Origin of the sequence: uncultured Microbacterium sp. (assembly GCF_945952435.1) — a bacterium.
Taxonomy (GTDB): Bacteria; Actinomycetota; Actinomycetes; order Actinomycetales; family Microbacteriaceae; genus Microbacterium.
Genome location: NZ_CAMFHZ010000019.1, coordinates 1 through 25,497 on the forward strand (window position 1 = coordinate 1; position 25,497 = coordinate 25,497).

Genomic DNA, 25,497 nt, shown 5'->3' on the forward strand with positions numbered 1-25,497 from the left:
GCGTTTCGTCTCGGGCGCCGGCGGTGTGCTCGCTCAACAGCCGGGATGGATCAGTCGAGAGCGCTCATCACGTGCTTGATGCGCGTGTAGTCGTCGAACCCGTACTGGGAGAGGTCCTTGCCGTAGCCCGAGTGCTTGAAGCCGCCGTGCGGCATGTCCGAGACGAACGGGATGTGCGTGTTGATCCAGACGCAGCCGAAGTCCAGGTCGCGGGAGAAGCGCAGCGACCGGGCGTGGTCCTTCGTCCAGATCGACGCGGCCAGGGCGAAGGGCACGCCGTTCGCGAAGGCCAGGGCTTCGTCGTCGTCCTCGAACGACTGCACGGTGAGGACGGGGCCGAAGATCTCGCTCTGCACGGCCTCGTCGTCCTGTCGCATCCCGGAGACGATGGTGGGCTCGAAGAAGAATCCCGTGTCGCCCTGGCGCTTCCCGCCCGTCTCGACCACCGCGTGATCCGGGAGCCGGTCGACGAAGCCCTGCACCTGCGCGAGCTGCGCCGCGCTGGACAGGGGGCCGAAGAAGACGCCGTCCTCGTGGGGGCCTCCGGTGCGCGCATGGGTGCGGGTGCGCTCCACGAGGGCCGCGACGAGCTCATCGTGCACCGAGGAGTGCACGATGACGCGGGTCGCCGCCGTGCAGTCCTGGCCGGCGTTGAAGAACGCGCCGGTGACGATGCCCTCCGCCGCCTTCTCGATCGACGCATCGGGGAAGACGATCGCCGGGGCCTTCCCCCCGAGCTCGAGATGCACGCGCTTGACGTCGGCGGCGGCGGCCTCCGCGACGGCCATGCCTGCGCGGACCGATCCGGTGATCGCCACCATCTGAGCGGTGGGGTGCGCGACGAGTGCCGCGCCGGTCTCACGATCGCCGAGCACGACGTTCAGGGTGCCGGCCGGGGTGTGCTCCGCGACGATCTCGGCCAGCAGCAGCGTCGTCAGGGGGGTGGCCTCGGCAGGCTTCAGCACGACGGTGTTGCCCGCGGCCAGGGCGGGCGCGATCTTCCACACGGCCATGTTCAACGGGTAGTTCCAGGGAGTCACCTGGCCGATCACGCCGATCGGCTCCCGCCGGACGTAGGAGGTGTGCCCCGGCAGGTACTCTCCGGCGGCACGGCCCTCGAGGCTGCGTGCCGCGCCGGCGAAGAAGCGCAACTGGTCGATCGACTGCTCGATCTCGTCCGCGACGAGCGTCGCGCGCGGCTTGCCGGTGTCATGCGACTCGAGGTCCGCGAACTCCTCCGCACGCGCGGCCATCTCCTCGGCGATCCGGAAGAGCGCGAGTTGACGCTCCGCGGGGGTCTTCTCGCGCCACTGCGGGAAGGCGGCGGCCGCGGCGGCGTAGGCGGCATCGACGTCGGCCTCGTCCGAGACGGGAGCCTGGCCGTAGATCTCCTCGGTCGCCGGGTCGACGAGGTCCATGCGCCCCTCGCCGTGGGCGGGGACGGATCGGCCCCCGATGAAGTTCTGGAGCAGGTTCGTCATGTCGACAGAATAGAGGAGGAACAACGAAATCGGAAGAATCACGAATTGAAATCTGCGGAATCAGTTGCATTCGACAGTCACAAATGTCAAGATCGACATATGAGTGATAAGCCCAAAGCGCCGGTGCTGGACGACGTCTCCAAGCGGATCATCGAACTGCTGCAGGAGGACGGCCGTCGACCGTACGCCGAGATCGGGCGGGCGGTCGGGCTCAGCGAGGCCGCGGTCCGTCAACGGGTGCAGCGGCTGACCGACAGCGGCGTCGTGCAGATCGTCGCCGTGACCGACCCGCGCCAGCTCGGCTTCTCGTCCATGGCGATGCTCGGGATCCGCGTCGACGGGGATCCGCGGGTCGCGGCCGAGGCCATCGCGAATATTCCGGAGATCGCATATGTCAACGTGACGCTGGGATCCTTCGACATCCTCGCCGAGGCGATCTGCGAGAGCGACGAGGACCTCCTCGCCCTCATCGCAACGAAGATCCGCACGATCGAGGGCATCAGCCACACCGAGACCTTCCTCTACGCCGGCCTGCACAAGGACCTCTACAACTGGGGGACGCGCTGATCCGCTGAGGATCCCGCCCGCCCGAACGAGGAACCGGAACAAGGAATCCGACCGAGGAACCAAGGGACAGAGAACATGGGAACGACCGTCTTCGAACGACACCTGCCGAGCGCGGCGGTCATCGAGCGCTCCCTTCAGTCGACCGTGCCGGAGGCCTTCTGGCTCGATGACGTCACGCGCACCGCGTATCCGACGCTGCGCGGCGAGATCCGCGCCGACCTCGCGATCGTCGGCGGAGGTTACGCGGGTCTGTGGACGGCGATCAGGGCGAAGGAGCGCGACCCGCAGCGCAGCGTCGTCGTGCTCGAGGCCAACCGCGTGGGCTGGGCCGCCTCCGGGCGCAACGGCGGCTTCTGCGAGGCGAGCCTGACGCATGGCGAGGAGAACGGCGAGAACCGCTGGCCCGAGGAGATGCCAGAGCTCGCCCGGCTCGGCCTGGAGAACCTCGACGGGATCGAGCAGACGGTCGCCCGTTACGGCATGGACGTCGACTGGGAGCGCACCGGACAGCTCGCGGTCGCGGTCGAGCCGCACCAGATCGCCTGGATGGAGGGCGACGACTTCCTCGACGAGACCGCCGTGCGCGCCGAGATCCACTCCCCGACCTACCTCGCCGGATCTTGGGACCGCCGGGGGTGCGCGATGGTGCACCCCGCCAAGCTCGCGTTCGAGCTCGCGCGCGTCGCGACCGAGCTGGGCGTGCGGATCTTCGAGCGCACCAGGGTCACGCGCCTGCACGGCTCCGGGAGGCAGACGCTGATGGCGGAGCGAGGATCCGTCCTCGCCGATCACGTCGCCCTCGCCACGAACGTCTTCCCCTCCCTTCTCAGACGCAACCGGCTGATGACCGTGCCCGTGTACGACTACGCGCTGATGACCGAGCCGCTGACCGCAGAGCAGCGTGAGGCGATCGGATGGGAGCACCGCCAGGGTCTCGCCGACAGCGCCAATCAGTTCCACTACTACCGGCTGAGCGCGGACGACCGGATCCTCTTCGGCGGCTACGACGCGGTCTACCACTTCGGCGGCAAGGTGCGTCCGGAGTACGAGGAGCGTCCCGAGAGCTTCCGCCGGCTCGCCTCGCACTTCTTCACGACCTTCCCCCAGCTGGAGGGCCTGCGGTTCACGCACCGCTGGGCGGGGGCGATCGACTCGTGCAGCCGCTTCTGCGCGTTCTTCGGCACGGCCCGCGGCGGAAGGGTCGCCTACGCGACGGGCTTCACCGGTCTGGGAGTGGGGGCGAGTCGCTTCGCCGCCGACGTCATGCTCGACCGTCTCGCCGGGATCGAGACCGAGCGCACGACGCTGCGGATGGTGCGCGAGCGTCCGATCCCGTTCCCTCCGGAGCCCGCCGCGTCGATCGGGGTGAACCTCGTCCGCGCCGCGATGGACCGGGCGGATCACTACGAGGGCCGGCGAGGCCCGTTCCTCAAGACGCTCGACGCGCTCGGCATGGGCTTCGACTCGTGACGACGCTCCCCGCACCCGGGACCGCGATGACCGATCCCGCCCTCACGCACGAGCAGGTGCCCCTCTCCGACGTCGTCGCCGGAGCTCCGACCACGGCGAGCGCGGTGCTCGACGACACGGGCGACCGTGAGATCGGCGTCTGGGAGATGACGCCGGGCACGGCCACCGACACCGAGACCGACGAACTGTTCGTCGTGCTCTCCGGCCGTGCCACGATCGCGTTCGCGGATCCGTCGCTCGACGACCTGACCGTGGGCCCGGGATCCGTCGTCCGTCTCGCGGAGGGCATGCGCACGACCTGGACCGTCACGGAGACGCTGCGCAAGGTCAACATCGCCTGATCGGCGCGTCTCGCCGGTGCCGCTCGACGACCTCGGACTCCTCACTCAGCGGGCGTAACTCAGCGCGCGTGTGCGAGGAGCGCGAGGTGCAGCGCGGAGAGGGTCTCGCCGTCGTCGAGGTCGGCCTGCAGCAGATCAGCGATGAGCGCCAGCCGCTGGTAGAACACGGAGCGGGACAGGTGCGAGGCCGCGGCCGCCGCGGTGCGATTGCCCGGGTGGGAGACGACGGCGCTCAGCACGCGCAGCAGATCTCCGCCGGTCGCGTCGTCATGGCGGATCAGAGGTGCGAGCAGCCGCGCGCTGTGCTCCTGCAGTCGGTGGTCGCCGCGGAGCTCGGCGGCGAGGCGCGCGAGCGGTCGATCCGCCACCCGCAGCAGACCCTCCGACCCGGCCTGTCGGGCGAGCCGACGGACGACCGGCAGCGCGGAGAGCAGCTCCGCCATCGACAGCGCGGGATCGCTCAGCGCACCGGTGCCGAACGCCGCGATGAGCTCGGCCGGGGGAGCCGTCGGCGAGACGGATCCGGCGGGGATCGACAGGAGCAGGATCCGCTCGGGCCCCGCCGATCCCCCGAGCAGGCGCACGTCTGTGACGGCGAGGCGATCCGGATCCGAGACGATCCGCCCGCCCGGCGACGATTCGCGGACCCGGAGAGGGAACTCGGGTGCCGATCGTCGCGGCGTGTGCGGATCGTCCCGCTCCTGCGCCCCCGGTGCGGACGGGGAAGCGGGCGAGGTGGACACGGCGGCGTACAGCGTGCGGCCCCGCACGGGGAACCCGGCCGACTCGAGCCGGGCCTCGATGTCGGCCGGAGTGACGTACTGCTCGCCCAGCAGCGCGGCGAGCAGGGTGTCGGCACGCAGCCGCGCCCACGCGCCCTCGCCGTCGGCCAGGCGGGACAGAGCGAGGGCGGTCGCGGCCTGTTCCAGCACCGTGGCCCGCCCGGCCGGATGCGGCGGACCCGGCAGCGCCACGAGCTCGCCCCACCGCGTGCCCCGGGCGGCGACTGGGACTCTGGTCCAGTCCGCGGGCAGGCGCCGTGAGCGCTCGGTCCAGCCGCCCAGCGCATCGGCCTCGGCGAGGTCGAACGTGTCGGCGACGATCGTCTCGTGGGCCAGGTCCTCCAGGACCACCGGCGCCTTGAGGGCGCGTGCGGTCTCCCGGATGACGACCTCGACGGGCGCTCCGCGCAGGCTGAGCCCGGTGAACAGCTGGTGCAGCCGCTGTCGCTCCTGCAGCGCCTCCACCTGCCCTGCGATGATCCGGCGGTGCACCTCCTCGGTGACCGTCACGAACTTCACCTCGTGTTCGAGGGTCACGAGCGCGAGGTCGCGGTCCCGGCACGCGGAGACCAGCGCGGGGGGCACGACGGCGAAGCGCGTGCCCAGCTCGAGCACGATGCCGGAAAGCCCGGCGTCGGCGAGCTGCGCCACGAGACGCGCGAGGGATCCGGAGTCCCCCGCCCAGCCGGCGCCCGTCGTGAGCAGCAGCTCGCCGCCGTCGAGCAGGCCCGGCACGCGATTGCTGTCCGACACGTGCACCCAGCGCACCGGCACGTCGACCGATCCGGCGAGCACCTCCGGTACGCCCGCTTGCAACGATGCGACGCCGAGGACGTCCGCGACCGTCGGCAGGCCAGGGTCCGCACCGTCCGGACGATCTGTTCGATCGCCTGCGAAGTCCATACGATCTGGGAGCACGGATCCATCCTGCGTGTTGCGAGCATGGGAGCACAAGCTCGCGGACACCATCGATCAGAGTGTCCGGACCCGACTCCGAGGAGCATCACCGTGAGCGTGATCCGTCACTTCATCAACGGCGCAGACACCGGCGCGACCGTCCGTACCGGGCCGGTCTACAACCCCGCCACGGGGGAGGCGCATCGCACGGTCGCGTTCGCGAGCGTCGAGGAGGTGGAGCAGGCGATCGACGCCGCCAAGGCCGCCGGAGCCGCCTGGCGCGCAACCAGCCTCATCAAGCGCGCCGACGTGTTCTTCCGGCTGCGTCAGATCCTCGCCGAGCGCACGCCCGAGCTCGCCGCCATCGTCACGAGCGAGCACGGCAAGGTCCTCTCCGACGCCGCCGGCGAGGTCTCGCGCGGCATCGAGAACGTCGAGTTCGCCGCAGGTCTCGTGCACCTGCTCAAGGGCGAGCACGCCGAACAGGTCGCGCGCGGCGTCGACGTGCACTCGGTCAAGCAGCCGGTCGGCGTCGTCGCGTGCATCACCCCGTTCAACTTCCCGGTGATGGTGCCGCTGTGGATGGTCGCCTCGGCGATCGCGTGCGGCAACACGGTGGTGCTCAAGCCGAGCGAGAAGGATCCGTCCGCGGCGATCTGGCTCGCCAAGGCGTTCCAGGAGGCGGGGCTCCCCGACGGCGTGCTCAACGTCGTCAACGGGGACAAGGTCGCGGTCGACACCCTGCTCGACGCGCCCGACGTCAAGGCCGTGAGCTTCGTCGGATCCACTCCCATCGCGAAGTCGATCTACGAGCGCGCCTCGGCCAACGGCAAGCGCGTGCAGGCCCTCGGCGGCGCCAAGAACCACATGGTCGTCATGCCCGACGCCGACGTCGACGGCGCGGCGGCTGCCGCCGTCTCCGCCGCGTACGGTTCGGCGGGCGAGCGCTGCATGGCGGTGTCCGTGCTGGTCGCCGTGGGCGACGTCGCGGATCCGCTCATCGCGTCGATCACCGAGAAGGTCGCGGACCTGCGGATCGGGGACGGCACCGACGCCGCGAGCGAGATGGGCCCGCTCATCACGCGCGAGCACCGCGACCGCGTGGAGGGATACGTGCACGGCGCCGAGGCCGAGGGCGCGACGGTCCTGATCGACGGCACCGCGCAGACGTTCGCCGGCGACGGCTTCTTCACCGGCATCAGCCTCATCGACCACGTGAAGCCCGGCATGAAGCTGTACGAGGACGAGATCTTCGGCCCCGTGCTCTCGGTGGTGCGCGTGGAGACGTACGCCGAGGCCGTCGAGCTCATCAACGCGCACCAGTTCGGCAACGGGACCGCGATCTTCACCCGCGACGGCGGCACCGCCCGTCAGTTCGAGTTCGACATCGAGGTCGGCATGGTCGGCATCAACGTGCCGATCCCCGTTCCGGTCGGTGCGTTCTCCTTCGGCGGCTGGAAGTCGAGCCTCTTCGGGGACTCGCACATCTACGGCCCGGAGTCGATCCACTTCTACACGCGGTCGAAGGTGGTCACCACGCGCTGGCCCGATCACACCGCCGCCCAGGTCGACCTGGGCTTCCCCAGCAACCACTGACGAGGAAGGATCCGATCATGACCACGACCACGGCCACCGAGACCGCTCGGCTGATCGACCGGCACGGAGAGGCGCACGCCCTGCCGGCGGCCGCCGCCGAGGCGCGGGTGCGCGCCGACGACCGCGCGCACGTCTTCCACTCCTGGAGCGCGCAGGCGCTCATCGACCCGGTGCCCGTCGCCGCGGGGGAGGGATCCACGTTCTGGGACTACGAGGGCAACGCGTACCTCGACTTCTCCAGCCAGCTGGTGAACCTCAACCTCGGCCACCAGCATCCCGACCTCGTCGCCGCGATCCAGCAGCAGGCGGGTCGCCTGGCGACGATCCAGCCGTCGATGGCGAACGACGTGCGCGGCGAGCTCGCCCGGCTCATCGCCGAGGTCGCTCCCGAAGGCATGGAGAAGGTCTTCTTCACGAACGGCGGTGCCGACGCGAACGAGTACGCCGTGCGCATGGCGCGCAGCGTGACGGGACGCCGCAAGGTGCTCTCGATGTATCGCAGCTACCACGGGTCCACGGCGACCGCGATCTCGATGACCGGCGATCCACGGCGCTGGGCGAACGACACCGTCGACACCGGCACGGTGCGCTTCTTCGGTCCGTACCTGTACCGCTCCGCGTTCCACTCCGAGACCCTGGAGCAGGAGTCGCAGCGCGCGCTCGAGCATCTCGAGCAGACGATCCAGCTCGAGGGTCCGTCGACGATCGCCGCGGTCATCATCGAGACGGTCGTGGGCACCAACGGCGTGCTCGTGCCGCCGCCCGGCTACCTCCAGGGCGTGCGCGAGCTGTGCGACCGCTACGGCATCGTCTACATCGCCGACGAGGTCATGGTCGGGTTCGGTCGCTTGGGCGAGTGGTTCGGCGTCGACGCCTTCGACGCGAAGCCCGACCTCATCACCTTCGCGAAGGGCGTGAACTCCGGCTACGTGCCGCTCGGCGGCGTCGTGATCTCCGAGCGGATCGCCTCGGCGTTCGACACCGTGCCGTTCGCCGGCGGACTCACCTACTCCGGGCACCCGCTGGCCTGCGCGGCGGGCGTCGCGACTTTCGAGGTGTTCCGCCGCGACGGGATCCTGGAGCGCGTGCGCGACCTGGGCGCGCGGGTCGTCGCGCCCACTCTGGCCGCGTGGGTCGAGAAGCACCCGAGTGTCGGGGAAGTGCGCGGTCAGGGCCTGTTCTGGGCGGTCGAGCTCGTGCGGTCGAAAGAGTCCCGTGAGCCGCTCGTGCCGTTCAACGCGTCGGGCGCGGACGCGGCCCCTATGGGCGAGTTCGCCACGGCGGCGAAGAAGGGCGGCGTCTGGCCGTTCGTCCATTTCAACCGCACGCACATCGCGCCGCCGCTCGTGATCACCGAGGACGAGCTGGTCCGCGGTCTCGCCGCGATCGACGACGCGCTCACCGTGGTGGACCGCTACGCGCACTGAGCGCCACTGCTGCGGTGAGGACGGCGGGCTGCTCCCGGCGGTGCGGGCGATGGGTGCCTTCGCGCGGTGAATGTGGACCGGCCTTCGCGCGGTGAATGTGGACCGGCCTTCGCGCGGTGAATGTGGTCCGAGGGATTCCCGTGGTGGGTGTGGACCGGCCTTCGCGTGGTGAGTGTGGTCTTGTCGTTTCGCGGTGAATGGGGCGCGGACTTACGTGGGGTGGGCGCGGTCCGGGCTTTCGCGTGGTGGGTGTGGTCGTGTCGTACGGCGGTGAACGAGGTTCGGGCTTTCGCGTGGTGAACGTGGTTGCGTCCCGTGTGGGCCGTGGTCGTACTCGTGTGGGCCGTGGTTGTACCCATCCGATATTTCGGATCAATGCCGGTATGTCGGGTTAGATCGGCTGTGTGGGCCGACATGCGTGGGGCGATCCGGAATATCGGCAGTAGAGGCCCGGGCACGGTTGGCCAGGGCGCAGTTGTGCGGGCACGATTGTGCGGGGATCCACGCGGGTGAGGCTGCGGGTGCGGCTGAGGGTGCGGGTGCGGGTGCAGGAGCGGTGCAGGTATGTCGGACCGGATCCGCTGTGCGGGCCGACATACCTGCCACGATCCGGAATATCGGCGGTATCGCGGCGGGTTCTGCGCGGAGTATCGGAGTATCGGAATATCGGAGTCCGGACGAGCGTGTCGGACGCGGCGGGTGCCCGGCGTCGGCCGACCCGGCTGACCCGGCGGACCCGGTACGCATGGGGCGCGCTCAGCGGGAGGGGGCGTCCGGGGCGCTCGCGACGGGGGCGGGGGAGGCGATCCGGTCCACGCGCCACCCGTCGTCGACGCGCTGCACCGTGGTCACGGAGAGGTTCGCGGGGCCGGTCGTGAGGTGGGAGAGGTCGGCGCCGAGCCGGCGCGCGAGCGACATGATCGTGATGCCGCTCGTGACCACGAGCACCTCGGATCCGGCCCCGGACGCCTCGTGCAGAGCGTCGAGCGCCCGCTCCGCGACGGCGCCGGGGGATTCTGCGAGGGGGTCGTGCGCGGCGAGGTCGTCGAGTGCGGCGACGAGGGGGTTCTCGGCGCTGCGATGGGCCTCCAGGAGGCGGAAGAACCGGCGGGCGCTCGCGCCTTCGAGCGCGCCGAAGCTGATCTCGCGCCAGCGGGCGTCCGCGTCAGCGACGAGGTCGGATCCGGCCGCGCGCAACAGTCCTGCCGCGGTCTCGCGATGCCGTAGGCCGTCGCCCGAGAAGGCGGCGTCGAATCGGATCCCCGCCGCCGCGAAGTCCGTACCGCGGGCCGTCGCCTGGTCACGGCCGAGGGGGGTGAGCGGCGCATCCGACCAGCCCTGCATCCGCTCCGCCGCGTTCAGCATGCTCTGACCGTGCCGCACCACCCAGATCCGCGTCATGCCCTCAGCCTAGGACGGTGCACCACGCCGCCGGACGCCGCTCCTGGCGCGCAGACGGACTCGGAAACCCGACCCCGCCGAACCGGGTCAGACGCGTGCGTCCTGCCGCGGGATCCACACCTGCTTGATGATGATGAGGATCGACGCGGTCACCGGCACCGCGATGAGCGCACCCAGCAGACCCAGGAGCGTGCCGCCCACGAGCGCTCCGATCACGACGAGCGAGCCGGGGATCGAGATCGCCTTGTTCATGACCCGGGGCGTGATGAGATACGCCTCCACCTGCATGTAGACGAGGTAGACGATCGCGAAGATCAGCGCGAGCACCGGTGAGGAGAAGAGCGCGATCCCCGTGCCGATCACCCAGAAGAGCACGGATCCGACCAGCGGGATGAGCGTGATGAGGAAGGCCACCGTCGCCATGAGCGGAGGGAACGGCAGGCCGAGCACGAGGTAGAGGAGGAAGACGATGACCGCGTTGATGAAGGCGAGGCCCACCATGCCCATCACGTAGCCGCCGACCGACTCGGTGATCTGATCGGCGATCTCGGAGATGCCGGTGCGGTCCCGCGCGGCCGCGAGGCGGAGCAGCCCGGCCTTCATCGACGGAAGCGTCGCGAGGAAGTAGAGGGTGAGCACGAGCACGATGAGCATTCCCGACAGCCCCGTCGCGATCGAGGCGCCGATCTGCAGCGCCGCGCCGCCGATCTGCAGCGCGCCGCCGCCGATCTGGGCGATACGGCCCGGGTCGCTGAGGAACTTCTGCAGCTCCGTCACGACGTCGGTCAGGCCGACCCCGAAGCGCTCCTCGAGGCCGTGGTAGAAGTCGCTGTGCAGAAAGGTCTGGATCGTCCCGGGGATCGACGTCACGAAGGATGCGATCTGATCGATCACCGTCGGGATGATCGTGAGCACGATCACGCCGAGCACGATCGTCAACGCGACGATGACCGTCACGACGCCCCAGGCCCTGCTCATGCCGCGTCGCTCCAGCCAGCGCACGGCCGGGTCGAGGCCGAGCGCGGCGAAGAGGGCGAAGGCGATGTAGATGAGCACGGTCGAGATGTTCGACAGCGCGAGTCCGAGCAGGATCGCGGCGAGGCCGCCGAGCGTGACGAGGAATCCGAAGACGAAGGGCTTGTCGATGCGCGTCCAGAAGGACCCGCGCGGCGTGCTCGCCTCGACGTACTTCTTCCGCGCCGGGGTGCCGGCAGAGGGGGCCGTGCCGAGCGCATCCGCCCCCGGTTCCGCGCCCTCGACGACGGTCGACGCGGAGGGGGATCCCGAAGGCGTCGAGGGGGCGGAACCCTCGGCCGGATCGGCGGGCGTGCGGTCGTCGCGGCTCATGGCTCTCACTGTAGGGGAGAGGTGCGCGGCGCGCGGGTCGGACGCGTTATCGTCGGAGGGTTCCGTCCGTCGCGCGGTGAGGAGCCCGCCATGACCGTCCCCGATCCCCAGGCCGAGCTGCTGCGCCTGCGCGCCAGCATCGACAACATCGACGCGGCCCTCATCTTCATGCTCGCGGAGCGCTTTCGCTGCACGCAGCAGGTGGGCGTGCTCAAGGCGGAGCACGAGATGCCGGCCTCGGACCCGCGCCGCGAGGAGCAGCAGGTCGCGCGACTGCGGGCGCTCGCGGAGGAGGCCCATCTGGATCCGGAGTTCGCGGAGAAGTGGTTCAACTTCGTCGTCGCCGAGGTCATCCGCCACCACACCGAGGCCGCATCGCGCTGAGCCGTCCGCCATCCCTCGAGCGTCCCGGAGCGGGCTTCGGGCGCGCTTCCGGAAGCCGGTTCCGGGAACGGGCGGCTCCGGAGTCACCCCTGGGTAAAGATATGAGCGAGTGTGATTGATATGCGCTAACATCGTGCATGTTCACGCATTCGTGAGCCTCCAGACCACTCCGACCGAGGAGGATCCGCATGACCGATTCGACCGAGACCGTCGCCCCCGGCGCGTACATGCGCGCCGAGCTCGACTCGCAGCCCGAGACCTGGGAGCGCGCCGTCGGCATGCGCGCCGAGCAGGCCCTGCTGCCCACCCGGGGCGAGCGCGTGGCCGTGGTCGGCTGCGGCACGTCCTGGTTCATGGCGCAGTCCTACGCGGCGCTGCGCGAGACCGCGGGCTTCGGGATCACCGACGCCTACGCGGCGAGCGAGGCGTTCCTGGATCGCGACTACGACGCCGTGGTCGCCCTGACCCGCTCCGGAACGACGACCGAGGTGCTCGAACTCGTCTCCGATCTGAAGGCGTCCGGCGGCGGCCCGCGCGTCATCGGGGTCATCGGAGACGAGACCTCTCCGCTGGTCGGCCTCGTCGACGACGCGGTGCTGCTGCCCTTCGCCGACGAGCGCTCGGTCGTGCAGACCCGGTTCGCCACGACCGCGCTGGCGCTCTTCCGCGCTTCGCTCGGCGAAGACCTCACGCAGGCGATCGAGGATGCGCGCGTCGCGATCGCCGACGTCGACCCGACGCTGGCCGGCGCCGAGCAGTACACCTTCCTCGGCCGGGGCTGGACGATCGGCCTGGCGCACGAGGCCGCTCTCAAGATGCGCGAGTCCTCGCAGTCCTGGACCGAGTCGTACCCGTCGATGGACTACCGGCACGGCCCGATCGCGATCGCTGCCCCCGGGCGCATCACCTGGCAGTTCGGCGTCGCCCCGGAGGGACTCGACGCGCAGGTCGCCGCGACCGGCGGACGTTTCGTGCAGCATCCGATCGACCCCCTCGCCGATCTCGCCCGTCTGCACCGGGTCGCGCTCGACCGCGCGCTGGCGAAGGGTCTCAACCCGGACGAGCCGCGCAACCTGACGCGGTCGGTCATCCTCGACGCCTGAACGGACCGGCCATGACGATCCCCTCCCCACTCGACCGCGGGACGTACCCCGCCGCGCAGGCCCGTGCGTACGGCGGGGAGCCGCGCGGCGCCGAGCGGTTCCCGGGCGACGCGGACCACGGTCGCGCCGCGGACGGCTCAGGGGAGGAACGCGGCCGCGACGCGCGTGCCGCGGCCGGACCCGCGGCAGAACTCGGTCCCGGGCGCGCCGTGCTCGCGTTCGACGTCGGCGGGACCGACATCAAGTCCGCGCTGTTCGACGAGACCGGCGCGGCGCTCGGGCTGCGGCGCACGCCCACCCCGCCGCCCGGACCGGATCTGCCCGAGCGGCTGATCGCACGGCTCCTCGACCTCGCCGCGCAGCTGCGGGCCGAGCATCCCGACGTCGAGCCGGCCGCGGTCGGGCTCGTCGTTCCGGGGATCGTCGACGAGGAGTCGGGCATCGGGGTCTTCGCGAGCAACATGGGCTGGCGCAACGCACCGATCCGCGCGCTCGCCGAAGCCGCCTTTGGCCTGCCCGTCGCGTTCGGCCACGACGTCGGCGGCGGCGGCCTCGCCGAGCACGAGCTCGGTGGCGCCCGCGGCTATGACGACGTGGTGGTGCTCATCATCGGCACGGGGATCGCCGGCGTGCTGCTGCTGGACGGGCGGATCCACACGGCGGGCGGGTTCGCCGGGGAGATCGGCCACTCGCCGGTCGCCGACGAGCCGGTCTGCGCGTGCGGCGCCCGCGGCTGCCTCGAGGCCATCGCCTCGGCCGGTGCGATCGCGCGCCGCTACACCGAGCGCAGCGGATCGCCGGTCGACGGGGCGAAGGAGGTCATCGCGCGCGCCGCGGCGGGTGACCGGATCGCCGCGCAGGTCTGGGACGAGGCGCTGCACGCGCTCACGCTCTCGATCGCGCAGCTCACCGCGGTGCTCGCGCCGCAGGCCGTCGTGATCGGCGGCGGCCTCTCCCGCGCCGGCGGGGCGCTCTTCGACGAGTTGCGCGCCCGCCTCGAGGCGCGGCTCAGCTTCCATCGGATCCCGGACCTCGTTCCCGCGCAGTTGCGCGGCAACGCCGGGATCCTCGGCGCGGCACTGCGGGCGAGGAGCTTGGAATGATCGTCACCGTCACCCCCAATCCGGCCGTCGACCTCACCTGGCACGTCCCGAAGATCGTGCCCGGGGCGACGCACCGCGCGGAGGCGGGCGTCGCCCGTGCGGGCGGCAAGGGCCTCAACGTCGCCCGCGTCGCGCATGCCCAGGGCGCGCCGGTGCTGGCGCTCGCGACCGTCGGCGGACCGACCGGCGCGGAGCTGGCCGAGGAGCTCGTGGCCAGCGGCGTCCCGCACGAGCTGCTCGCCGTGCGGGGAGCGACCCGGCGCAGCATCGCCCTCGTGGACGAGGACCTCGGCGACACCACCGTCATCAACGAACGCGGCGTCAACCCGAGCGCGGAGGAGTGGGCCGCGCTCACCGAGGCGGTGGTGCGTGCGCTCGGCCGGGACGGCGAGGCCGAGGACGCGACCGACGGACGCGGGGCCGCCGCCGGCCGCCGGCGCCGGCGGCCCGTGCTCGTGCTGTCCGGATCTTTGCCGCCCGGCGCGCCGGAGGATCTGCTGCCGTCGCTCATCCGGGCGGGGCGGAAGGCGGGAGCCGTCGTGATCGCCGACACCTCCGGCCCTGCGCTGCTCCGCGCGGCCGATGCCGGGGCGACCGTGCTGAAGCCCAACGCGGACGAACTCGCCGAGGCGACGGGGATCGCGGATCCGCTCGACGGCGCGCTCGAGCTGCTGCGCCGCGGCGCGTCGCTGATCCTGCTCTCGCAGGGTGCGGACGGGATGCTCGCGATCACCTCCGACGTGATCGTGCGGGCGCGTCTCGCCGTCCCGCTCGCCGGCAACCCGACCGGTGCGGGGGACGCCGCGGTCGCCGCGTGCGCCGTGCTGATGGCCGAAGGGATCACCGAACCCGAGGCGATCCTGCGCCGCGCGACCTCCTGGTCCGCCGCGGCCGTGCTCATGCCGCTCGCCGGCGAGATCGACCCGTCCTGGACCGAGCTCGAGTCAGAGCTGATCGTCGAGCATCCCGCCGTCACCGCCCTCCGACCGCCCTCCGCGCCGCGCTTCGCGAGCGCCCCGCCTCTGGGAAGGACCCCCGATGACCCTCGTCTCCGCCCGTGACCTCGTGACCACCGCCGCCCGCCGCGGAACCGGCGTCGGCGCCTTCAACGTCATCCACCTGGAGACCGCGGAGGCGCTCGTGGCCGCCTCGGCACAGGCCGGGCTCCCGGTGATCCTGCAGATCTCGCAGAACTGCGCCGACTACCACGGGGCGCTCGAACCCATCGCGCTCGCGACGCTCGCCGTCGCCCGCCGTGCCGAGACGCCGGTGGCCGTGCACCTGGACCACGCCGAGCGGCCGGAGCTCGTCGACGAGGCGATCGCCCTCGGGTTCGGATCCGTCATGTTCGACGGCGGCGCGCTCGACTACGCCGACAACGTCGCCCTCACCGCATACGTCGCGGAGCGGGCGCACGCCGCCGGCGTCTACGTCGAGGGGGAGCTGGGCGAGGTCGGCGGCAAGGACGGGGCGCATGCGCCGGGCGTCCGCACCGATCCCGACGAGGCGCGCGCCTTCGTCGCGGAGACCGGGGTCGACGCGCTGGCCGTCGCCGTCGGATCCTCGCACGCGATGCTCGATCGCTCCGCCGCGCTCGACCTCGACCTCATCGCCCGCCTCCGCGCCGCTCTGCGCGGCGCGGGACGCGGCGGCGCGGACGTGCCGCTCGTGCTGCACGGGTCCAGTGGCGTGCCCGACGCCTCGATCGCCGCCGCGATCGAGGCCGGGATGACGAAGATCAACGTCTCCACCCACCTCAACGGCTACTTCACCCGTGCGGTCAGGGCCCGACTCGACCAGGACGAGCGCCTCGTCGACTCGCGCAAGTACCTCGGTCCCGCGCGGGACGCGGTCGCGGCGGAGGCAGCGCGACTGCTGAGCCTGTTCGCGCTGCGCCCTGCACCCGGATCCGCGCAGGACGGTGAGCAGGCGCGTCCGGTGAGCTCCGCGGGATCCGATACCGTCGACGCATGAACCGAGCGAACCGCCTCACCGCGATCCTCGACCTGCTCGCGGCACAGGGCGACGTCTCGGTCGAGGAGCTCGTCGAGCGATTCGACGCCTCCGCGGCCACGATCCGCCGCGACCTGGACAGCCTGTCGGAGCGGCGGCTGCTCACCCGAACGCACGGCGGCGCGGTCGCGCAGTCCGTCGCCTACGAGCTACCGGTGCGGTACAAGAGCCACCAGCGCACCGAGGAGAAGGAACGGATCGCGCGCGCCGCCTCGGCGCTCGTCGCCCCCGGATCCGTCGTGGGGCTCTCCGGCGGGACGACGACGACGGCGATCGCTGCGGCGCTCGCCGCGCGCGAGGATCTCGCGGAGCACGGACTCACGATCGTCACGAACGCGGTCAACATCGCCGCCCAGCTGGCGACCCGCCCGGACATCAAGGTGGTCGTGACCGGTGGCGTCATCCACTCGCGCAGCTACGAGCTGGTCGGCCCGTTCGTGGAGCAGCTGCTCTCCGGGATCGCGCTGGACATCGCCTTCATCGGCGTGAACGCGCTCTCCGCGGCGGACGGGGCCGCGACGCACGACGAACGCGAGGCCGCGGTCAACCGGATGATGGCGAGCCGCGCCCGTCGCGCCGTGATCGTCGCCGACTCGGGGAAGGTCGGCGCGGCGGCGTTCGCGACCGTGGGCGACGCGGCGCTCTTCCCCACCGTGCTCACCGATGCCGGGCTGGGCGACGACGCGCGGACGGCGCTCCAGGACGCCGGCTACGACGTCGTCCTGGCCGACTGAGCCGTCCTGGCCGACTGAGCCGTCCTGGCCGACAGAGCCGTCGTCCCGCGTCAGCGCACGGCCGTCAGTCCTCCGGCGCCATCTGGAAGTCGTAGAAGGCGGGGACCGGGCGGTCGGGGTGGGCCTCGCGCCAGAGCGCGGACAGGCTCACCTCGCCCTCGCGGAGATCCGGGACCTCGATGTGCTCCGCGAGGATCCGTCCCGCGCCCTCCCTGTCGCCCCGGGCGAGAGCGGCGCGGACCGCGACCAGGCGGAAGCGACCCTGCGCGCGCTGTGCGGGATCCAGGCCCTCGACGAGTGCTGCGGCTTCCTGCGGCCGGTTATCGGCGAGGAGCGCCTCGGCGAGTTCGAGCGCGATCGGCCCGGAGCCGGGAGCCAGCTCGCGCGCCTCGACGAGCCGCGCGACGCCGGCCGCGGCGGCGGCCCGGCCTCCGTCGGACTGACGCAGCGCGAGTCCGAGCCCCCGCAGCGCCCACGGCGTGCGGCGGTGGCGCAGCGAGGCCTCGTAGTGCGAGATCGCGGTGCCGTGCTCCCCCTCGGCGTGCGCGGCCACCGCCCGGTGATAGTGCGTGAGCCAGGTGGAGGGCGCCTCGGCGAGCAGGTGGTCCCACTCCTCGCCGCGCACGTACGAGGCCGGGGCGTCGAGCGGCGCGTCCGCGTCGTCGGCGGATCCGTCCGCGGAGCCGTCCAGCAGTGCCGCCCAGTACGCGCCCTCCGCGCCCTCGCGCGCGAAGCGCACGCCGGCGAGCGGCGCGAACGGCAGACCCGCGCGGGCGGCGAGCTCCTGCTCCAGCGCACCCCAGGGCGACCCGGTCGACAGCAGTTCTCCGGGCTCCGCCTCTGCCGCCCGCTCCAGCCGCGCGCGAGCGTCGGATCCGATCCCGTCCGCGGCCTGCGCGACCACGGCGCCGACGGCCTCGACGGCGTCCGCCCAGGATCCGTCGAGCGCCGGATCCTCGACCCGCAGGGGCAGGAACGTCTCCGTCCACTCCCATGTCGCGCCGCCGGGCATGCGCAGATGCTCGTACTGCGTGGTCGCGAGGCCGGCCTGGATCTCGAAGTAGGCGCCGGTCTCGCCGCCGAGCCAGTCGCACCAGCGGCGCCCGCCGGCGGTGTCGCCCCAGACGAAGAGCTTGCGCCCGGTCAGAGGTGCCGTCGACACGTGGGCGAGGCCGGAGCCGTCGCCGTCCAGCGCGGCGATCCAGGGGCGGGCGCCCGCGTCGAGGTCGAAGAAGAAGTCGGCCGCGGCCGTCGCACGCGCCGGGTGCCGGGGGTCGACGTCGGCGAGGTCGACGGATCCGATCCGCCCGTCGTAGTCGGTGACGTAGGCGTGCGTCGCGGGGGCGAACACGCGGCTTCCCGCCTCCTGGGCGACCGCGATGTTCGTCCACCAGTACATGCCGGTCTCCCGGTCGCGGGGGTTGCGCACGCGGACGCGCACGTGCAGCGCCGGGGCGTCGGCGTCGAGCGTCGCGTCGATCTGCAGGATCAGGCCGCGGATCCGCTCGTACTCCCACATCCGCAGGATCGGCTCGCCGTCATCGCCGGTCACGACGGCCGCGTAGAGCGGGTCACAGGTGAGCGGCCAGTGGCCGCGGATCCCGATGTTCCACTCCGCGCCGCCCGAGAACCAGGCGTTGCGCAGGGCCAGGTTCGCCGGTTGCAGCATCTCGTTGCGGTACAGCAGGTCGCGCCCCGCGGCCTTGTCGTACAGACGCACGAGACGTCCGCCGAGTTCGAGCGCGAATTCGGCGCGCAGGTGCCTGTTCTCCAGCACGGCGATCCGCATCGGGGCGGGCGTGCGCGTGCGGTCGTAGCCGTCCTGCAGGAGGTAGGGGTGGATCGAGGAGACCTGCCCGTAGCGGATGTTCGCCGCGATCCCGGCGGGCAGATGCTCGGTGGACGCCTCGTAGGGCGCCTGCGGCATCGCGGCGAGGGCGGGGAGCGGATTCACCGGTCCGACGGCGGCGGAGGGGAGGACGACCTCGGTGACGGTCAGCGTTGCACTCATCCGAACCAGTATCTCGCCTGACCGCGAATTCACGCCCTCGCAGGAGCCGTGGTTTTCCGCGCCGCTCCGCACCCGTGGCCGAGCATTCCCCGCGTACGCTGATCGGATGCCCGGCTTCCCCTTCGCGCGCCTGCGCCGGTTCCCCGACGTCGAGGCCGCGAACCTGCAGGCGTGGGACGCCACGGATGAGCTGCTCGTGACCCGCGCTCTCGATTCCGCGTCCGCCGAGTCCGCGTCCGGCCGGGGGCTCGACGGATCCGCGATCACCGTGATCGGGGACGGCTACGGCGCGCTCACGCTGCCGCTCGTGGCGGCGGGATGGCGCGGGATCCGGGTTCACCAGGACCTCGTGACCGGACGGCGAGCCCTCGTCCGCAACGCCCGGTCGCTCGCGGACGACGGTGACCCCGAGGAGCCGGGCTTCGCGGCGCACGGGCTCGACGAGACGCTGCTGCGGGGGGCGCGGCTCGTGCTCCTGCAGCTGCCGAGGAGCCTCGCCGAGCTCGAGGAGGTCGCGGACGCCATCGCCCGTTGGGCCGATCCCGACGTGACGCTCATCGCCGGCGGACGCGTCAAGCACATGACCCTCGCGCAGAACGAGGTGCTCGGTCGCTTCTTCGGGCGGATCCAGCCGCAGCGCGCCGAACGGAAGTCCCGTCTGATCCTCGCGTCGGATCCGCGGCCGGTCGCCGACCGGCCGCTCTTCCCTGTCACGACGCGCCACGAGGACGTCGGCCTCGTGCTCGCGGCGCACGGCGGGGCGTTCGCGGGGGATCGGATCGACATCGGGACCCGCGTGCTGCTGCAGGTCCTGCACGAGCGTGAGCCAGAGCTCTCCGCGCTCTCGGCCCGCCCCGGGTTCAGCGCGGTCGACCTCGGCTGCGGCACCGGCGCCCTGGCGGCGTCGCTCGCGCGGGCCGTCGCGGGGCAGGTCATCGCCACGGACCGCTCGGCCTCGGCGGCCCGTTCCGCACGGGCGACGATGGCGGCCAACGGCCTCGCCGATCGCGTGACCGTGACGCTGGACGACGCGGGATCCGCGATCCCCGACGCCTCGGTCGACCTCGTGCTGCTGAACCCTCCCTTCCACCTCGGCGCGAGCGTGCACGAGGGCGCGGGGCGCCGGCTGATCGAGGCCGCGGCGCGGATCCTGCGTCCCGGCGGCGAGGTCTGGACCGTCTTCAACGCCCACCTCGACCACCGCCGCGCGCTCGCCGCGGCCGTCGGTCCGACCGAGCAGCTCGCCCGCACGCCGAAGTTCGTCGTGACCCGATCGGTCCGCCGCTGATGCGCTCCCGATCGGTGATCGCGGAACCTTAGACCACGATCCCCTGATTTGCCAGAGGCGAACCTTCTCGTTACGTTGGAATGCGGGCCTCACGGCCCCTAGACCAGTCCGCGGCCGCGTCCTTCTTTCGACTCGCTGTGCACGAAGAGGCGTGGGCGTACGGTCGATGATCTCTGCCGAGGATCCGAATCCTCCGCCTGCGCCGCCAGCACGGCTTCGTCGAAGCGGCCCCGTGATCGTCACCCGGGCGTGACCGATGCCGGCCTCGCGTACCCGAGGAGGCCGCACGGGGGAAACGTGTCCGAAACCGCTCTCGAAGCGCGTCATCTGTTCAAGGTGTTCGGGAAGAACCCGAACCAGGCCGTCCGGCGCCTCAAGTCCGGCGAGACCCGCACCGCCGTGTCCGACGCGGGCACCGCCGCCGTCATCGACGCGAGCTTCACCGTCAACCGCGGCGAGATCTTCGTGATCATGGGACTGTCCGGATCCGGCAAGTCCACGATCATCCGCATGCTCAACGGCCTGCACGAGGCGACCGACGGATCCGTCCTCGTCGCCGGCGACCCGATCACCGGCATCCCGGCCTCGCGTCTGCGCGAGATCCGCCGCGATCGCGTGTCGATGGTCTTCCAGCACTTCGCCCTGCTGCCGCACCGCAGCGTGGCCGCGAACGTCGCCTACCCGCTCGAGCTCAAGGGCGTCCCCAAGGCGGAGCGCCTGGCCAAGGCCGAGGAGATCCTCTCGCTCGTCGGGCTCGAAGGACAGGGCGAGAAGCTTCCCTCCGAGCTGTCGGGGGGCATGCAGCAGCGCGTCGGCATCGCCCGGGCGCTCGCCGCCGACACCGACATCCTGCTGATGGACGAGGCGTTCAGCGCCCTCGATCCGCTCATCCGTCGCGAGATGCAGGAGCAGCTGCTCGAGCTGCAGCAGAAGCTGCAGAAGACGATCGTCTTCATCACGCACGACCTCAACGAGGCGATGTTCCTCGGCGACCGCATCGCCGTGATGCGCGACGGGCGCATCGTGCAGATCGGCACTCCCGAGGACATCCTCACCGATCCCGCGAACAGCTACGTCGAGCAGTTCGTGCAGGACGTGGACCGTGCGCGCGTGCTCACGGCCGCGAACGTCATGGAGCGCCCGCGTCCCGTCGTCGCCGAGACCGCCGGCCCCCGCACGGCGCTCAAGCAGATGCGCGACGCGTTCATGTCGGCGACCTACGTCGTCGGGCGCGACCGCACGCTCGTCGGCGTCGTGACCGATCGCGACGTCGTGAAGCTCATCCGCCGCGGCGAGAGCACGATCACCTCGGTGCTCAAGCCCGCCTCGCAGGTCGTGAACGAGGACGAGATCCTCATGAACCTGTTCATCCCCGCGGTCGAGTCCCCGCTCCCCCTCGCGGTGGCCGACGCGGAGGGGCGACTCGTGGGCGTCATCCCCCGCATCACCCTGCTCGCCGCCCTCGGCCCCGGTCCCGGTGCCACGGGCGAGATCAACCTGCCCGTGCTGCCGCTGCCCCAGGCGGAGATCGACGCCGTGCTCGACGACGGCTGGACCGCCGAGTCGGTGCCCGCGCCCACGTCGGCCACGCCGGACGCACCGACCGAGGAGGTCGCCCGATGAACGTCCTTCCCCTCGGAACCTGGGTCGCCGTCGCGGTCGACTGGATCAAGGCCAACCTCGACGGGCTGCTGCACGTCGTCTCGACGGTCGTGTCCTTCCTCGTCGACGGCCTGAGCTTCCTGCTGCTGATGCCGTGGTTCTACGTCGTCATCCTCGTCGCCGCCCTCATCGCCTGGCTCGTGCGCTCCTGGCGCCTCGCGATCGGCACCGTGATCTCGTTCGGGCTGATCGTCGCGATGGGGCTCTGGGTCCCCGCGATGCAGACGCTCGCCCTCGTGCTCGTCGCGGGTGCGGTCGCCGTGCTCCTCGCGATCCCGCTGGGGATCTGGTCCGCGCGCAACGCCACGGTGCGCGCGATCCTCAAGCCCGTGCTCGACTTCATGCAGACGATGCCCGCGTTCGTCTACCTCATCCCCGCGATCGTCTTCTTCAGCATCGGCGTCGTCCCGGGCATGGTGGCGACCGTGATCTTCGCGCTTCCCCCCGGAGTGCGCTTCACCGAGCTCGGGATCCGCGGCGTCGACTCCGAGACGGTCGAGGCCGGTCAGTCCTTCGGCGCCACCCCCGGGCAGATCCTGCGCGGGATCCAGCTCCCGCTCGCCATGCCGACGATCCTCGCCGGTGTGAACCAGGTCATCATGCTCTCGCTGTCGATGGCGGTCATCGCCGGTATGGCGGGCGCCGACGGACTCGGCAAGCTCGTGGTCGAGGCGATCTCGACCGTCAACATCGCCAAGGGCGTGGAGGCGGGGCTCGGCGTCGTGCTGATCGCCGTGTTCCTCGACCGGGTCACCGCGTCGCTCGGATCCCTCGGCGAGCACCCCCGCTCGCTGCTCGGCCTGCTGCGGCGCCGCCGCACCGCGCGCCGACTCGCGGCGATGTCCGCGGCGCCCGCGCCGCAGACCCCGGACATGGCCGTCGAAGAGAAGGAGCTGCAGAATGCGTAAGAGCAGGATCACCACCCTCGCGGCGCTCGGCGTCGCGGCCGCCCTCACCCTGGCGGGGTGTGCGAGCGACGGCGCCGGCGGCACCCTCGAGATGGCGGGCAAGGCGCCCGAGAAGGCCGCGGGCTCGGGCGACAAGGGCACGATCACCCTCGGCTTCCTGCCGAGCTGGACGGACGGCCTGAGCACCGCGTACCTGCTGCAGGACCAGCTCGGCAAGCTCGGGTACGACGTCAAGATGCAGACGCTCTCCGACGCCGGTCCGCTCTACGCCGGTCTCTCGCAGGGCGATGTGGACGTGTTCCCCTCCGCTTGGCCCGAGGTCACGCAGAAGGCCTACATGGACAAGTACGCCGGCTCGATCGACGATCTGGGCACCTACTACGACAACGCCCGACTCACGATCGCGGTGCCGGAGTACAGCGACATCGACTCGATCGATCAGCTCAAGGGCAAGGGCTCGCAGTTCGACGGCAAGATCATCGGGATCGAGCCGGGCGCGGGCCTCACCGCCCAGACGCAGAAGATGATGCCGGAGTACGGCCTGAACGGCGAGTACCAGCTCGTCACATCGTCGACCGCCGCGATGCTCACGGAGCTGAAGTCGGCCACGGACAAGAAGCAGGACATCGCGGTGACGCTGTGGCGTCCGTTCTGGGCCAACAGCGCCTTCCCCGTCAAGGATCTGAAGGATCCGAAGGGCGCGATGGGCAAGCCGGAGGGCCTGCACTTCCTGGGCTCGAAGGACTTCGCGAAGAAGCATCCCGACGCCGCGAAGCTCATCTCGAAGATCGTGCTCGACGACGCCCAGTACGGCTCGCTCGAGGACACGGTGGTCAACACCTTCGGCGAGGGCAAGGAGCCCCAGGCGATCGACGCCTGGATCGCGGAGCACGGCGACGAGTTCGACTGGATCAAGAAGTAGGCCGCAGGGCCGTCGCACCGCGACGCCTGCACGATCTCGACGCGGGTCCCTGACCGGATCCGCGATCGGATCGCGCAGGCGTCGCGTCGTCCCGGCGACGGCTCCGACGACGCAGGGCGATCGGGGGCGCCGCATCCCGCACGGTCGCCCCCGCACCGGTGACGGATTCAGAGATCGATCGCGTCGCGGGCCGCGATCGAGGCGTACGCGGCGTCCACGACGGCGACCGCGGCGACGCCGTCGCCCGGTCCCACCCGCGCCGGACGCGAGGAGCGGATCGCCTCCGCGAAGTCCGCGATCTGGGCGCGGTACGGGTCCTCGTCGGTCGCGGGAGGGAGGAACCCGTCGACGGCGGGGCCGGACGCCGCGCTGTCGAAGGCGAGCGTGCCGCCCCCGCCGCCCACCGCGATCGTCGTCCGGAAGGGCGTGCCCGCGCCGAGCCACCCTCCGTCGATCCGCGACTCCGCGCCGTTCGTGTGCGTCAGCGTGATCCGGGCGCGCACGGGGGCGGCGAGGCGCCCGGAGACGCTCGGGGGATCCTGCGCGGCGCGCACCCGCGCGACCGGTCCGGCGAGCCACAGCGCCTGATCGATGTCGTGGATGAGGAAGTCGCGGACGAGCCCGCCGCCGGCGCGTTCGTCGAAGAACCACGGCGCCGTGGGACCCGCCCCGAACCGGCTCATCCGGATGGACCGCACCGATCCGATCGCTCCGGCGTCCACGGCCCGCTTGATCCCGAGATACCCGTCGAAGTAGCGCACGACGTGCGCCGGGAACAGTCGCACACCGGAGGCTTCCGCAGCATCCGCGAGCAGCCGGGCCTCGGCGGCCGTCATCGTCAGCGGCTTCTCGCAGACCACGTGGCGGCCGCGCGCGATCGCCCGCAGCGCGTAATCGAGGTGCGTCGGGGTGGGGGAGAGGATCCCGACGACCTCGACGCGGTCGACGAGCTCGTCGACGTCGTCGACCGCCTCGGCCCCGTACCGCGCGGCGAGGGCGGTCGGGCGGGTGCGCGACGCGAGGAGGATCTCCGCGCCCTGCGCGCGCCAGGCGTCGAGATGCGCCGCGGCGATCCCTCCCGCGCCGATGAGACCGACCCTCATCAGCGATCGGGGTGGGGCAGCGGGTCCGCGCGGGCGGGATCGGGGCGCGCGGAGGTCTCCGGGCGCGCGGGCGGTGCCTCGCTCGGAGCCGACCTCGGCGCCTCGGTGGCGTCGCTGCGCACGGCGCCATCCGTCGAAGCACCGGGCGTCGAGGTACTGGGCGTCGGGGCACCGTCCGCCGAGGTCCCGGCCTCCGCGGGGGCTCCGAGCTGCAGCGCGACCTTCTTCTCCAGGTTCTCCACCGCGGCGTCGGAGAGGTCGATGAGACCGTCCAGCTCTTCGCGCACACGCCGGTAGGCCGTCTGCCGTTCGGCGGTCGTCGCCGACTCGTCCACGGCGACCTTGAGCATGTGCTGCGCCCGTTCCAGGCGCTTGCGCTCCTCGGCGGTGAACGTCGAGTCGCGCAGACGTCGGGCGTCCTTCTCCGCGATCTCGAACGCGACCGCGTAGGTGCCGACCGCGTCGAGGTACTCGCCGACCTGCCGTTCGCTCAGGTGCGCCTCGGCCGACGCCGGGCGGAGGGCGTCGGCGGCCTTCTTGGCGCGCAGGAAGGCGGCGGTGAGAGGCTGGCGCCCATCGCTCATCGCCGGGTAGGCGATCATCTTGGCCACGTCGAGCTCGTAGTCGAGCCAGCGGGCGGTGATCTCGTCGTGCTCGCGGAACAGGCGTTCCAGCAGATCCCGGGAGGACTCCGACGGCGGTGCCGGAACGACCGGCGCGGTCGGAGACACGACCTGGCCGCGGGCCGCGAGCTCGGCGGCCTTGATCTCGCTCTTCAGCCGCAGGGTCTCCAGCCGCTGCAGGTGGCGTTGCCGTGACATCACCTGCCACCGCCTCGCCATCCCGCCGGCGACGCCCATGATCGGGAAGATCATCCACCAGTAGCCGCCCACGAAGTGCCAGAAGTCCATGATCCGCCCAGCCTATTCCGTGCCGGCGCCCGGGAGATGATGAGTC

At 71.6% G+C, this 25,497-nt stretch carries 22 protein-coding genes; 15 read left to right on the forward strand and 7 right to left on the reverse strand.

The genetic code is table 11. The features are described 5' to 3' along the window. Positions 1 to 50 precede the first annotated feature (50 nt). Complete coding sequence (locus tag Q0P88_RS10805) at positions 51 to 1,481, reverse strand: aminobutyraldehyde dehydrogenase (RefSeq protein ID WP_295013985.1); 1,431 nt, start codon at positions 1,479 to 1,481, stop codon at positions 51 to 53. A gap of 99 nt (positions 1,482 to 1,580) precedes the next feature. Between Q0P88_RS10805 and Q0P88_RS10810 the strand changes: the two genes are divergently transcribed. The 3 genes from Q0P88_RS10810 to Q0P88_RS10820 all read left to right on the forward strand — a co-directional run bounded on the left by Q0P88_RS10810 (position 1,581) and on the right by Q0P88_RS10820 (position 3,859). Continuing rightward, the gene (locus tag Q0P88_RS10810; RefSeq protein ID WP_295013987.1) at positions 1,581 to 2,048 is read left to right on the forward strand and encodes an Lrp/AsnC family transcriptional regulator; all 468 of its coding nucleotides are present in this window, start codon (positions 1,581 to 1,583) and stop codon (positions 2,046 to 2,048) included. A gap of 75 nt (positions 2,049 to 2,123) precedes the next feature. Beyond that, positions 2,124 to 3,518, forward strand: a complete 1,395-nt coding sequence (locus Q0P88_RS10815) for an FAD-binding oxidoreductase (RefSeq protein WP_295013988.1) — start codon at positions 2,124 to 2,126, stop codon at positions 3,516 to 3,518. Beyond that, complete coding sequence (locus Q0P88_RS10820; RefSeq protein ID WP_363316506.1) at positions 3,515 to 3,859, forward strand: cupin domain-containing protein; 345 nt, start codon at positions 3,515 to 3,517, stop codon at positions 3,857 to 3,859. The genes Q0P88_RS10815 and Q0P88_RS10820 overlap by 4 nt, the downstream gene beginning before the upstream one ends. Positions 3,860 to 3,918: 59 nt before the next feature. Here the strand turns inward: Q0P88_RS10820 and Q0P88_RS10825 are convergent, their stop codons facing one another. Continuing rightward, positions 3,919 to 5,559 carry a PucR family transcriptional regulator gene (locus Q0P88_RS10825; protein WP_295013990.1) on the reverse strand — a complete coding sequence of 547 codons (1,641 nt, stop codon included), beginning with the start codon at positions 5,557 to 5,559 and terminating at the stop codon, positions 3,919 to 3,921. A gap of 90 nt (positions 5,560 to 5,649) precedes the next feature. On the opposite strand from Q0P88_RS10825, the gene Q0P88_RS10830 reads away from it, so the two are divergent. Further along, on the forward strand, positions 5,650 to 7,134 hold the full coding sequence (locus tag Q0P88_RS10830) for a CoA-acylating methylmalonate-semialdehyde dehydrogenase (RefSeq protein WP_295013992.1): 1,485 nt from the start codon (positions 5,650 to 5,652) through the stop codon (positions 7,132 to 7,134). A gap of 17 nt (positions 7,135 to 7,151) precedes the next feature. Next, on the forward strand, positions 7,152 to 8,561 hold the full coding sequence (locus Q0P88_RS10835; RefSeq protein WP_295013993.1) for an aspartate aminotransferase family protein: 1,410 nt from the start codon (positions 7,152 to 7,154) through the stop codon (positions 8,559 to 8,561). Between the two features lie 756 nt (positions 8,562 to 9,317). Here the strand turns inward: Q0P88_RS10835 and Q0P88_RS10840 are convergent. Further along, positions 9,318 to 9,962 (reverse strand): histidine phosphatase family protein, encoded by a 645-nt coding sequence (locus Q0P88_RS10840; protein WP_295013996.1) that lies wholly within the window; start codon positions 9,960 to 9,962, stop codon positions 9,318 to 9,320. 87 nt (positions 9,963 to 10,049) lie between these two features. Beyond that, positions 10,050 to 11,309, reverse strand: a complete 1,260-nt coding sequence (locus Q0P88_RS10845; RefSeq protein ID WP_295013998.1) for an AI-2E family transporter — start codon at positions 11,307 to 11,309, stop codon at positions 10,050 to 10,052. Between the two features lie 90 nt (positions 11,310 to 11,399). Between Q0P88_RS10845 and Q0P88_RS10850 the strand changes: the two genes are divergently transcribed. The 6 genes from Q0P88_RS10850 to Q0P88_RS10875 all read left to right on the forward strand — a co-directional run bounded on the left by Q0P88_RS10850 (position 11,400) and on the right by Q0P88_RS10875 (position 16,646). Next, the gene (locus Q0P88_RS10850) at positions 11,400 to 11,693 is read left to right on the forward strand and encodes a chorismate mutase (RefSeq protein WP_295014000.1); all 294 of its coding nucleotides are present in this window, start codon (positions 11,400 to 11,402) and stop codon (positions 11,691 to 11,693) included. 188 nt (positions 11,694 to 11,881) lie between these two features. Beyond that, entirely contained in the window at positions 11,882 to 12,796 is a 915-nt protein-coding gene (locus Q0P88_RS10855; protein ID WP_295014002.1) for an SIS domain-containing protein, read from the forward strand. Positions 12,797 to 12,807: 11 nt separating this feature from the next. Further along, the gene (locus Q0P88_RS10860; protein WP_295014004.1) at positions 12,808 to 13,899 is read left to right on the forward strand and encodes an ROK family protein; all 1,092 of its coding nucleotides are present in this window, start codon (positions 12,808 to 12,810) and stop codon (positions 13,897 to 13,899) included. After that, on the forward strand, positions 13,896 to 14,960 hold the full coding sequence (locus Q0P88_RS10865) for a 1-phosphofructokinase family hexose kinase (protein ID WP_295014006.1): 1,065 nt from the start codon (positions 13,896 to 13,898) through the stop codon (positions 14,958 to 14,960). Before Q0P88_RS10860 ends, Q0P88_RS10865 begins: the two co-directional genes overlap by 4 nt. Beyond that, positions 14,938 to 15,873: a class II fructose-bisphosphate aldolase gene (locus Q0P88_RS10870; protein ID WP_295014008.1), complete on the forward strand. Its 936-nt coding sequence runs from the start codon at positions 14,938 to 14,940 to the stop codon at positions 15,871 to 15,873. Before Q0P88_RS10865 ends, Q0P88_RS10870 begins: the two co-directional genes overlap by 23 nt. Beyond that, positions 15,870 to 16,646 (forward strand): DeoR/GlpR family DNA-binding transcription regulator, encoded by a 777-nt coding sequence (locus Q0P88_RS10875; protein ID WP_295014010.1) that lies wholly within the window; start codon positions 15,870 to 15,872, stop codon positions 16,644 to 16,646. The genes Q0P88_RS10870 and Q0P88_RS10875 overlap by 4 nt, the downstream gene beginning before the upstream one ends. 64 nt (positions 16,647 to 16,710) lie before the next feature. Here the strand turns inward: Q0P88_RS10875 and Q0P88_RS10880 are convergent, their stop codons facing one another. Beyond that, positions 16,711 to 18,657 carry a DUF5107 domain-containing protein gene (locus Q0P88_RS10880; RefSeq protein WP_295014012.1) on the reverse strand — a complete coding sequence of 649 codons (1,947 nt, stop codon included), beginning with the start codon at positions 18,655 to 18,657 and terminating at the stop codon, positions 16,711 to 16,713. Positions 18,658 to 18,763: 106 nt separating this feature from the next. Between Q0P88_RS10880 and Q0P88_RS10885 the strand changes: the two genes are divergently transcribed. From Q0P88_RS10885 to Q0P88_RS10900, 4 genes are all read left to right on the forward strand, one after another. Continuing rightward, complete coding sequence (locus tag Q0P88_RS10885; RefSeq protein WP_295014015.1) at positions 18,764 to 19,945, forward strand: class I SAM-dependent methyltransferase; 1,182 nt, start codon at positions 18,764 to 18,766, stop codon at positions 19,943 to 19,945. Positions 19,946 to 20,242: 297 nt separating this feature from the next. Continuing rightward, positions 20,243 to 21,568, forward strand: a complete 1,326-nt coding sequence (locus Q0P88_RS10890) for a glycine betaine/L-proline ABC transporter ATP-binding protein (protein WP_295014017.1) — start codon at positions 20,243 to 20,245, stop codon at positions 21,566 to 21,568. Then, entirely contained in the window at positions 21,565 to 22,515 is a 951-nt protein-coding gene (locus tag Q0P88_RS10895) for a proline/glycine betaine ABC transporter permease (RefSeq protein ID WP_295014019.1), read from the forward strand. The genes Q0P88_RS10890 and Q0P88_RS10895 overlap by 4 nt, the downstream gene beginning before the upstream one ends. Further along, positions 22,508 to 23,437 carry a glycine betaine ABC transporter substrate-binding protein gene (locus Q0P88_RS10900; RefSeq protein WP_295014021.1) on the forward strand — a complete coding sequence of 310 codons (930 nt, stop codon included), beginning with the start codon at positions 22,508 to 22,510 and terminating at the stop codon, positions 23,435 to 23,437. The genes Q0P88_RS10895 and Q0P88_RS10900 overlap by 8 nt, the downstream gene beginning before the upstream one ends. Before the next feature lie 167 nt (positions 23,438 to 23,604). On the opposite strand, the gene Q0P88_RS10905 is transcribed toward Q0P88_RS10900, so the two are convergent. Together Q0P88_RS10905 and Q0P88_RS10910 are read right to left on the reverse strand one after the other, a co-directional pair. Beyond that, on the reverse strand, positions 23,605 to 24,540 hold the full coding sequence (locus tag Q0P88_RS10905) for a Gfo/Idh/MocA family protein (protein WP_295014023.1): 936 nt from the start codon (positions 24,538 to 24,540) through the stop codon (positions 23,605 to 23,607). Further along, entirely contained in the window at positions 24,540 to 25,451 is a 912-nt protein-coding gene (locus Q0P88_RS10910; protein ID WP_295014025.1) for a hypothetical protein, read from the reverse strand. Before Q0P88_RS10910 ends, Q0P88_RS10905 begins: the two co-directional genes overlap by 1 nt. Positions 25,452 to 25,497: the final 46 nt, after the last annotated feature.

Excerpts from the sequence above, each read along its gene's own strand:
- Q0P88_RS10810 (WP_295013987.1), top strand. The coding sequence starts at position 1,581 with ATGAGTGATAAGCCCAAAGCGCCGGTGCTGGACGACGTCTCCAAGCGG.
- Q0P88_RS10845 (WP_295013998.1), bottom strand. The coding sequence starts at position 11,309 with ATGAGCCGCGACGACCGCACGCCCGCCGATCCGGCCGAGGGTTCCGCC.
- Q0P88_RS10840 (WP_295013996.1), bottom strand. The coding sequence starts at position 9,962 with ATGACGCGGATCTGGGTGGTGCGGCACGGTCAGAGCATGCTGAACGCG.
- Q0P88_RS10850 (WP_295014000.1), top strand. The coding sequence starts at position 11,400 with ATGACCGTCCCCGATCCCCAGGCCGAGCTGCTGCGCCTGCGCGCCAGC.
- Q0P88_RS10895 (WP_295014019.1), top strand. The coding sequence starts at position 21,565 with ATGAACGTCCTTCCCCTCGGAACCTGGGTCGCCGTCGCGGTCGACTGG.
- Q0P88_RS10885 (WP_295014015.1), top strand. The coding sequence starts at position 18,764 with ATGCCCGGCTTCCCCTTCGCGCGCCTGCGCCGGTTCCCCGACGTCGAG.
- Q0P88_RS10865 (WP_295014006.1), top strand. The coding sequence starts at position 13,896 with ATGATCGTCACCGTCACCCCCAATCCGGCCGTCGACCTCACCTGGCAC.
- Q0P88_RS10900 (WP_295014021.1), top strand. The coding sequence starts at position 22,508 with ATGCGTAAGAGCAGGATCACCACCCTCGCGGCGCTCGGCGTCGCGGCC.
- Q0P88_RS10905 (WP_295014023.1), bottom strand. The coding sequence starts at position 24,540 with ATGAGGGTCGGTCTCATCGGCGCGGGAGGGATCGCCGCGGCGCATCTC.
- Q0P88_RS10875 (WP_295014010.1), top strand. The coding sequence starts at position 15,870 with ATGAACCGAGCGAACCGCCTCACCGCGATCCTCGACCTGCTCGCGGCA.
- Q0P88_RS10815 (WP_295013988.1), top strand. The coding sequence starts at position 2,124 with ATGGGAACGACCGTCTTCGAACGACACCTGCCGAGCGCGGCGGTCATC.
- Q0P88_RS10870 (WP_295014008.1), top strand. The coding sequence starts at position 14,938 with ATGACCCTCGTCTCCGCCCGTGACCTCGTGACCACCGCCGCCCGCCGC.
- Q0P88_RS10860 (WP_295014004.1), top strand. The coding sequence starts at position 12,808 with ATGACGATCCCCTCCCCACTCGACCGCGGGACGTACCCCGCCGCGCAG.
- Q0P88_RS10805 (WP_295013985.1), bottom strand. The coding sequence starts at position 1,481 with ATGACGAACCTGCTCCAGAACTTCATCGGGGGCCGATCCGTCCCCGCC.
- Q0P88_RS10880 (WP_295014012.1), bottom strand. The coding sequence starts at position 18,657 with ATGAGTGCAACGCTGACCGTCACCGAGGTCGTCCTCCCCTCCGCCGCC.
- Q0P88_RS10910 (WP_295014025.1), bottom strand. The coding sequence starts at position 25,451 with ATGGACTTCTGGCACTTCGTGGGCGGCTACTGGTGGATGATCTTCCCG.
- Q0P88_RS10855 (WP_295014002.1), top strand. The coding sequence starts at position 11,882 with ATGACCGATTCGACCGAGACCGTCGCCCCCGGCGCGTACATGCGCGCC.
- Q0P88_RS10835 (WP_295013993.1), top strand. The coding sequence starts at position 7,152 with ATGACCACGACCACGGCCACCGAGACCGCTCGGCTGATCGACCGGCAC.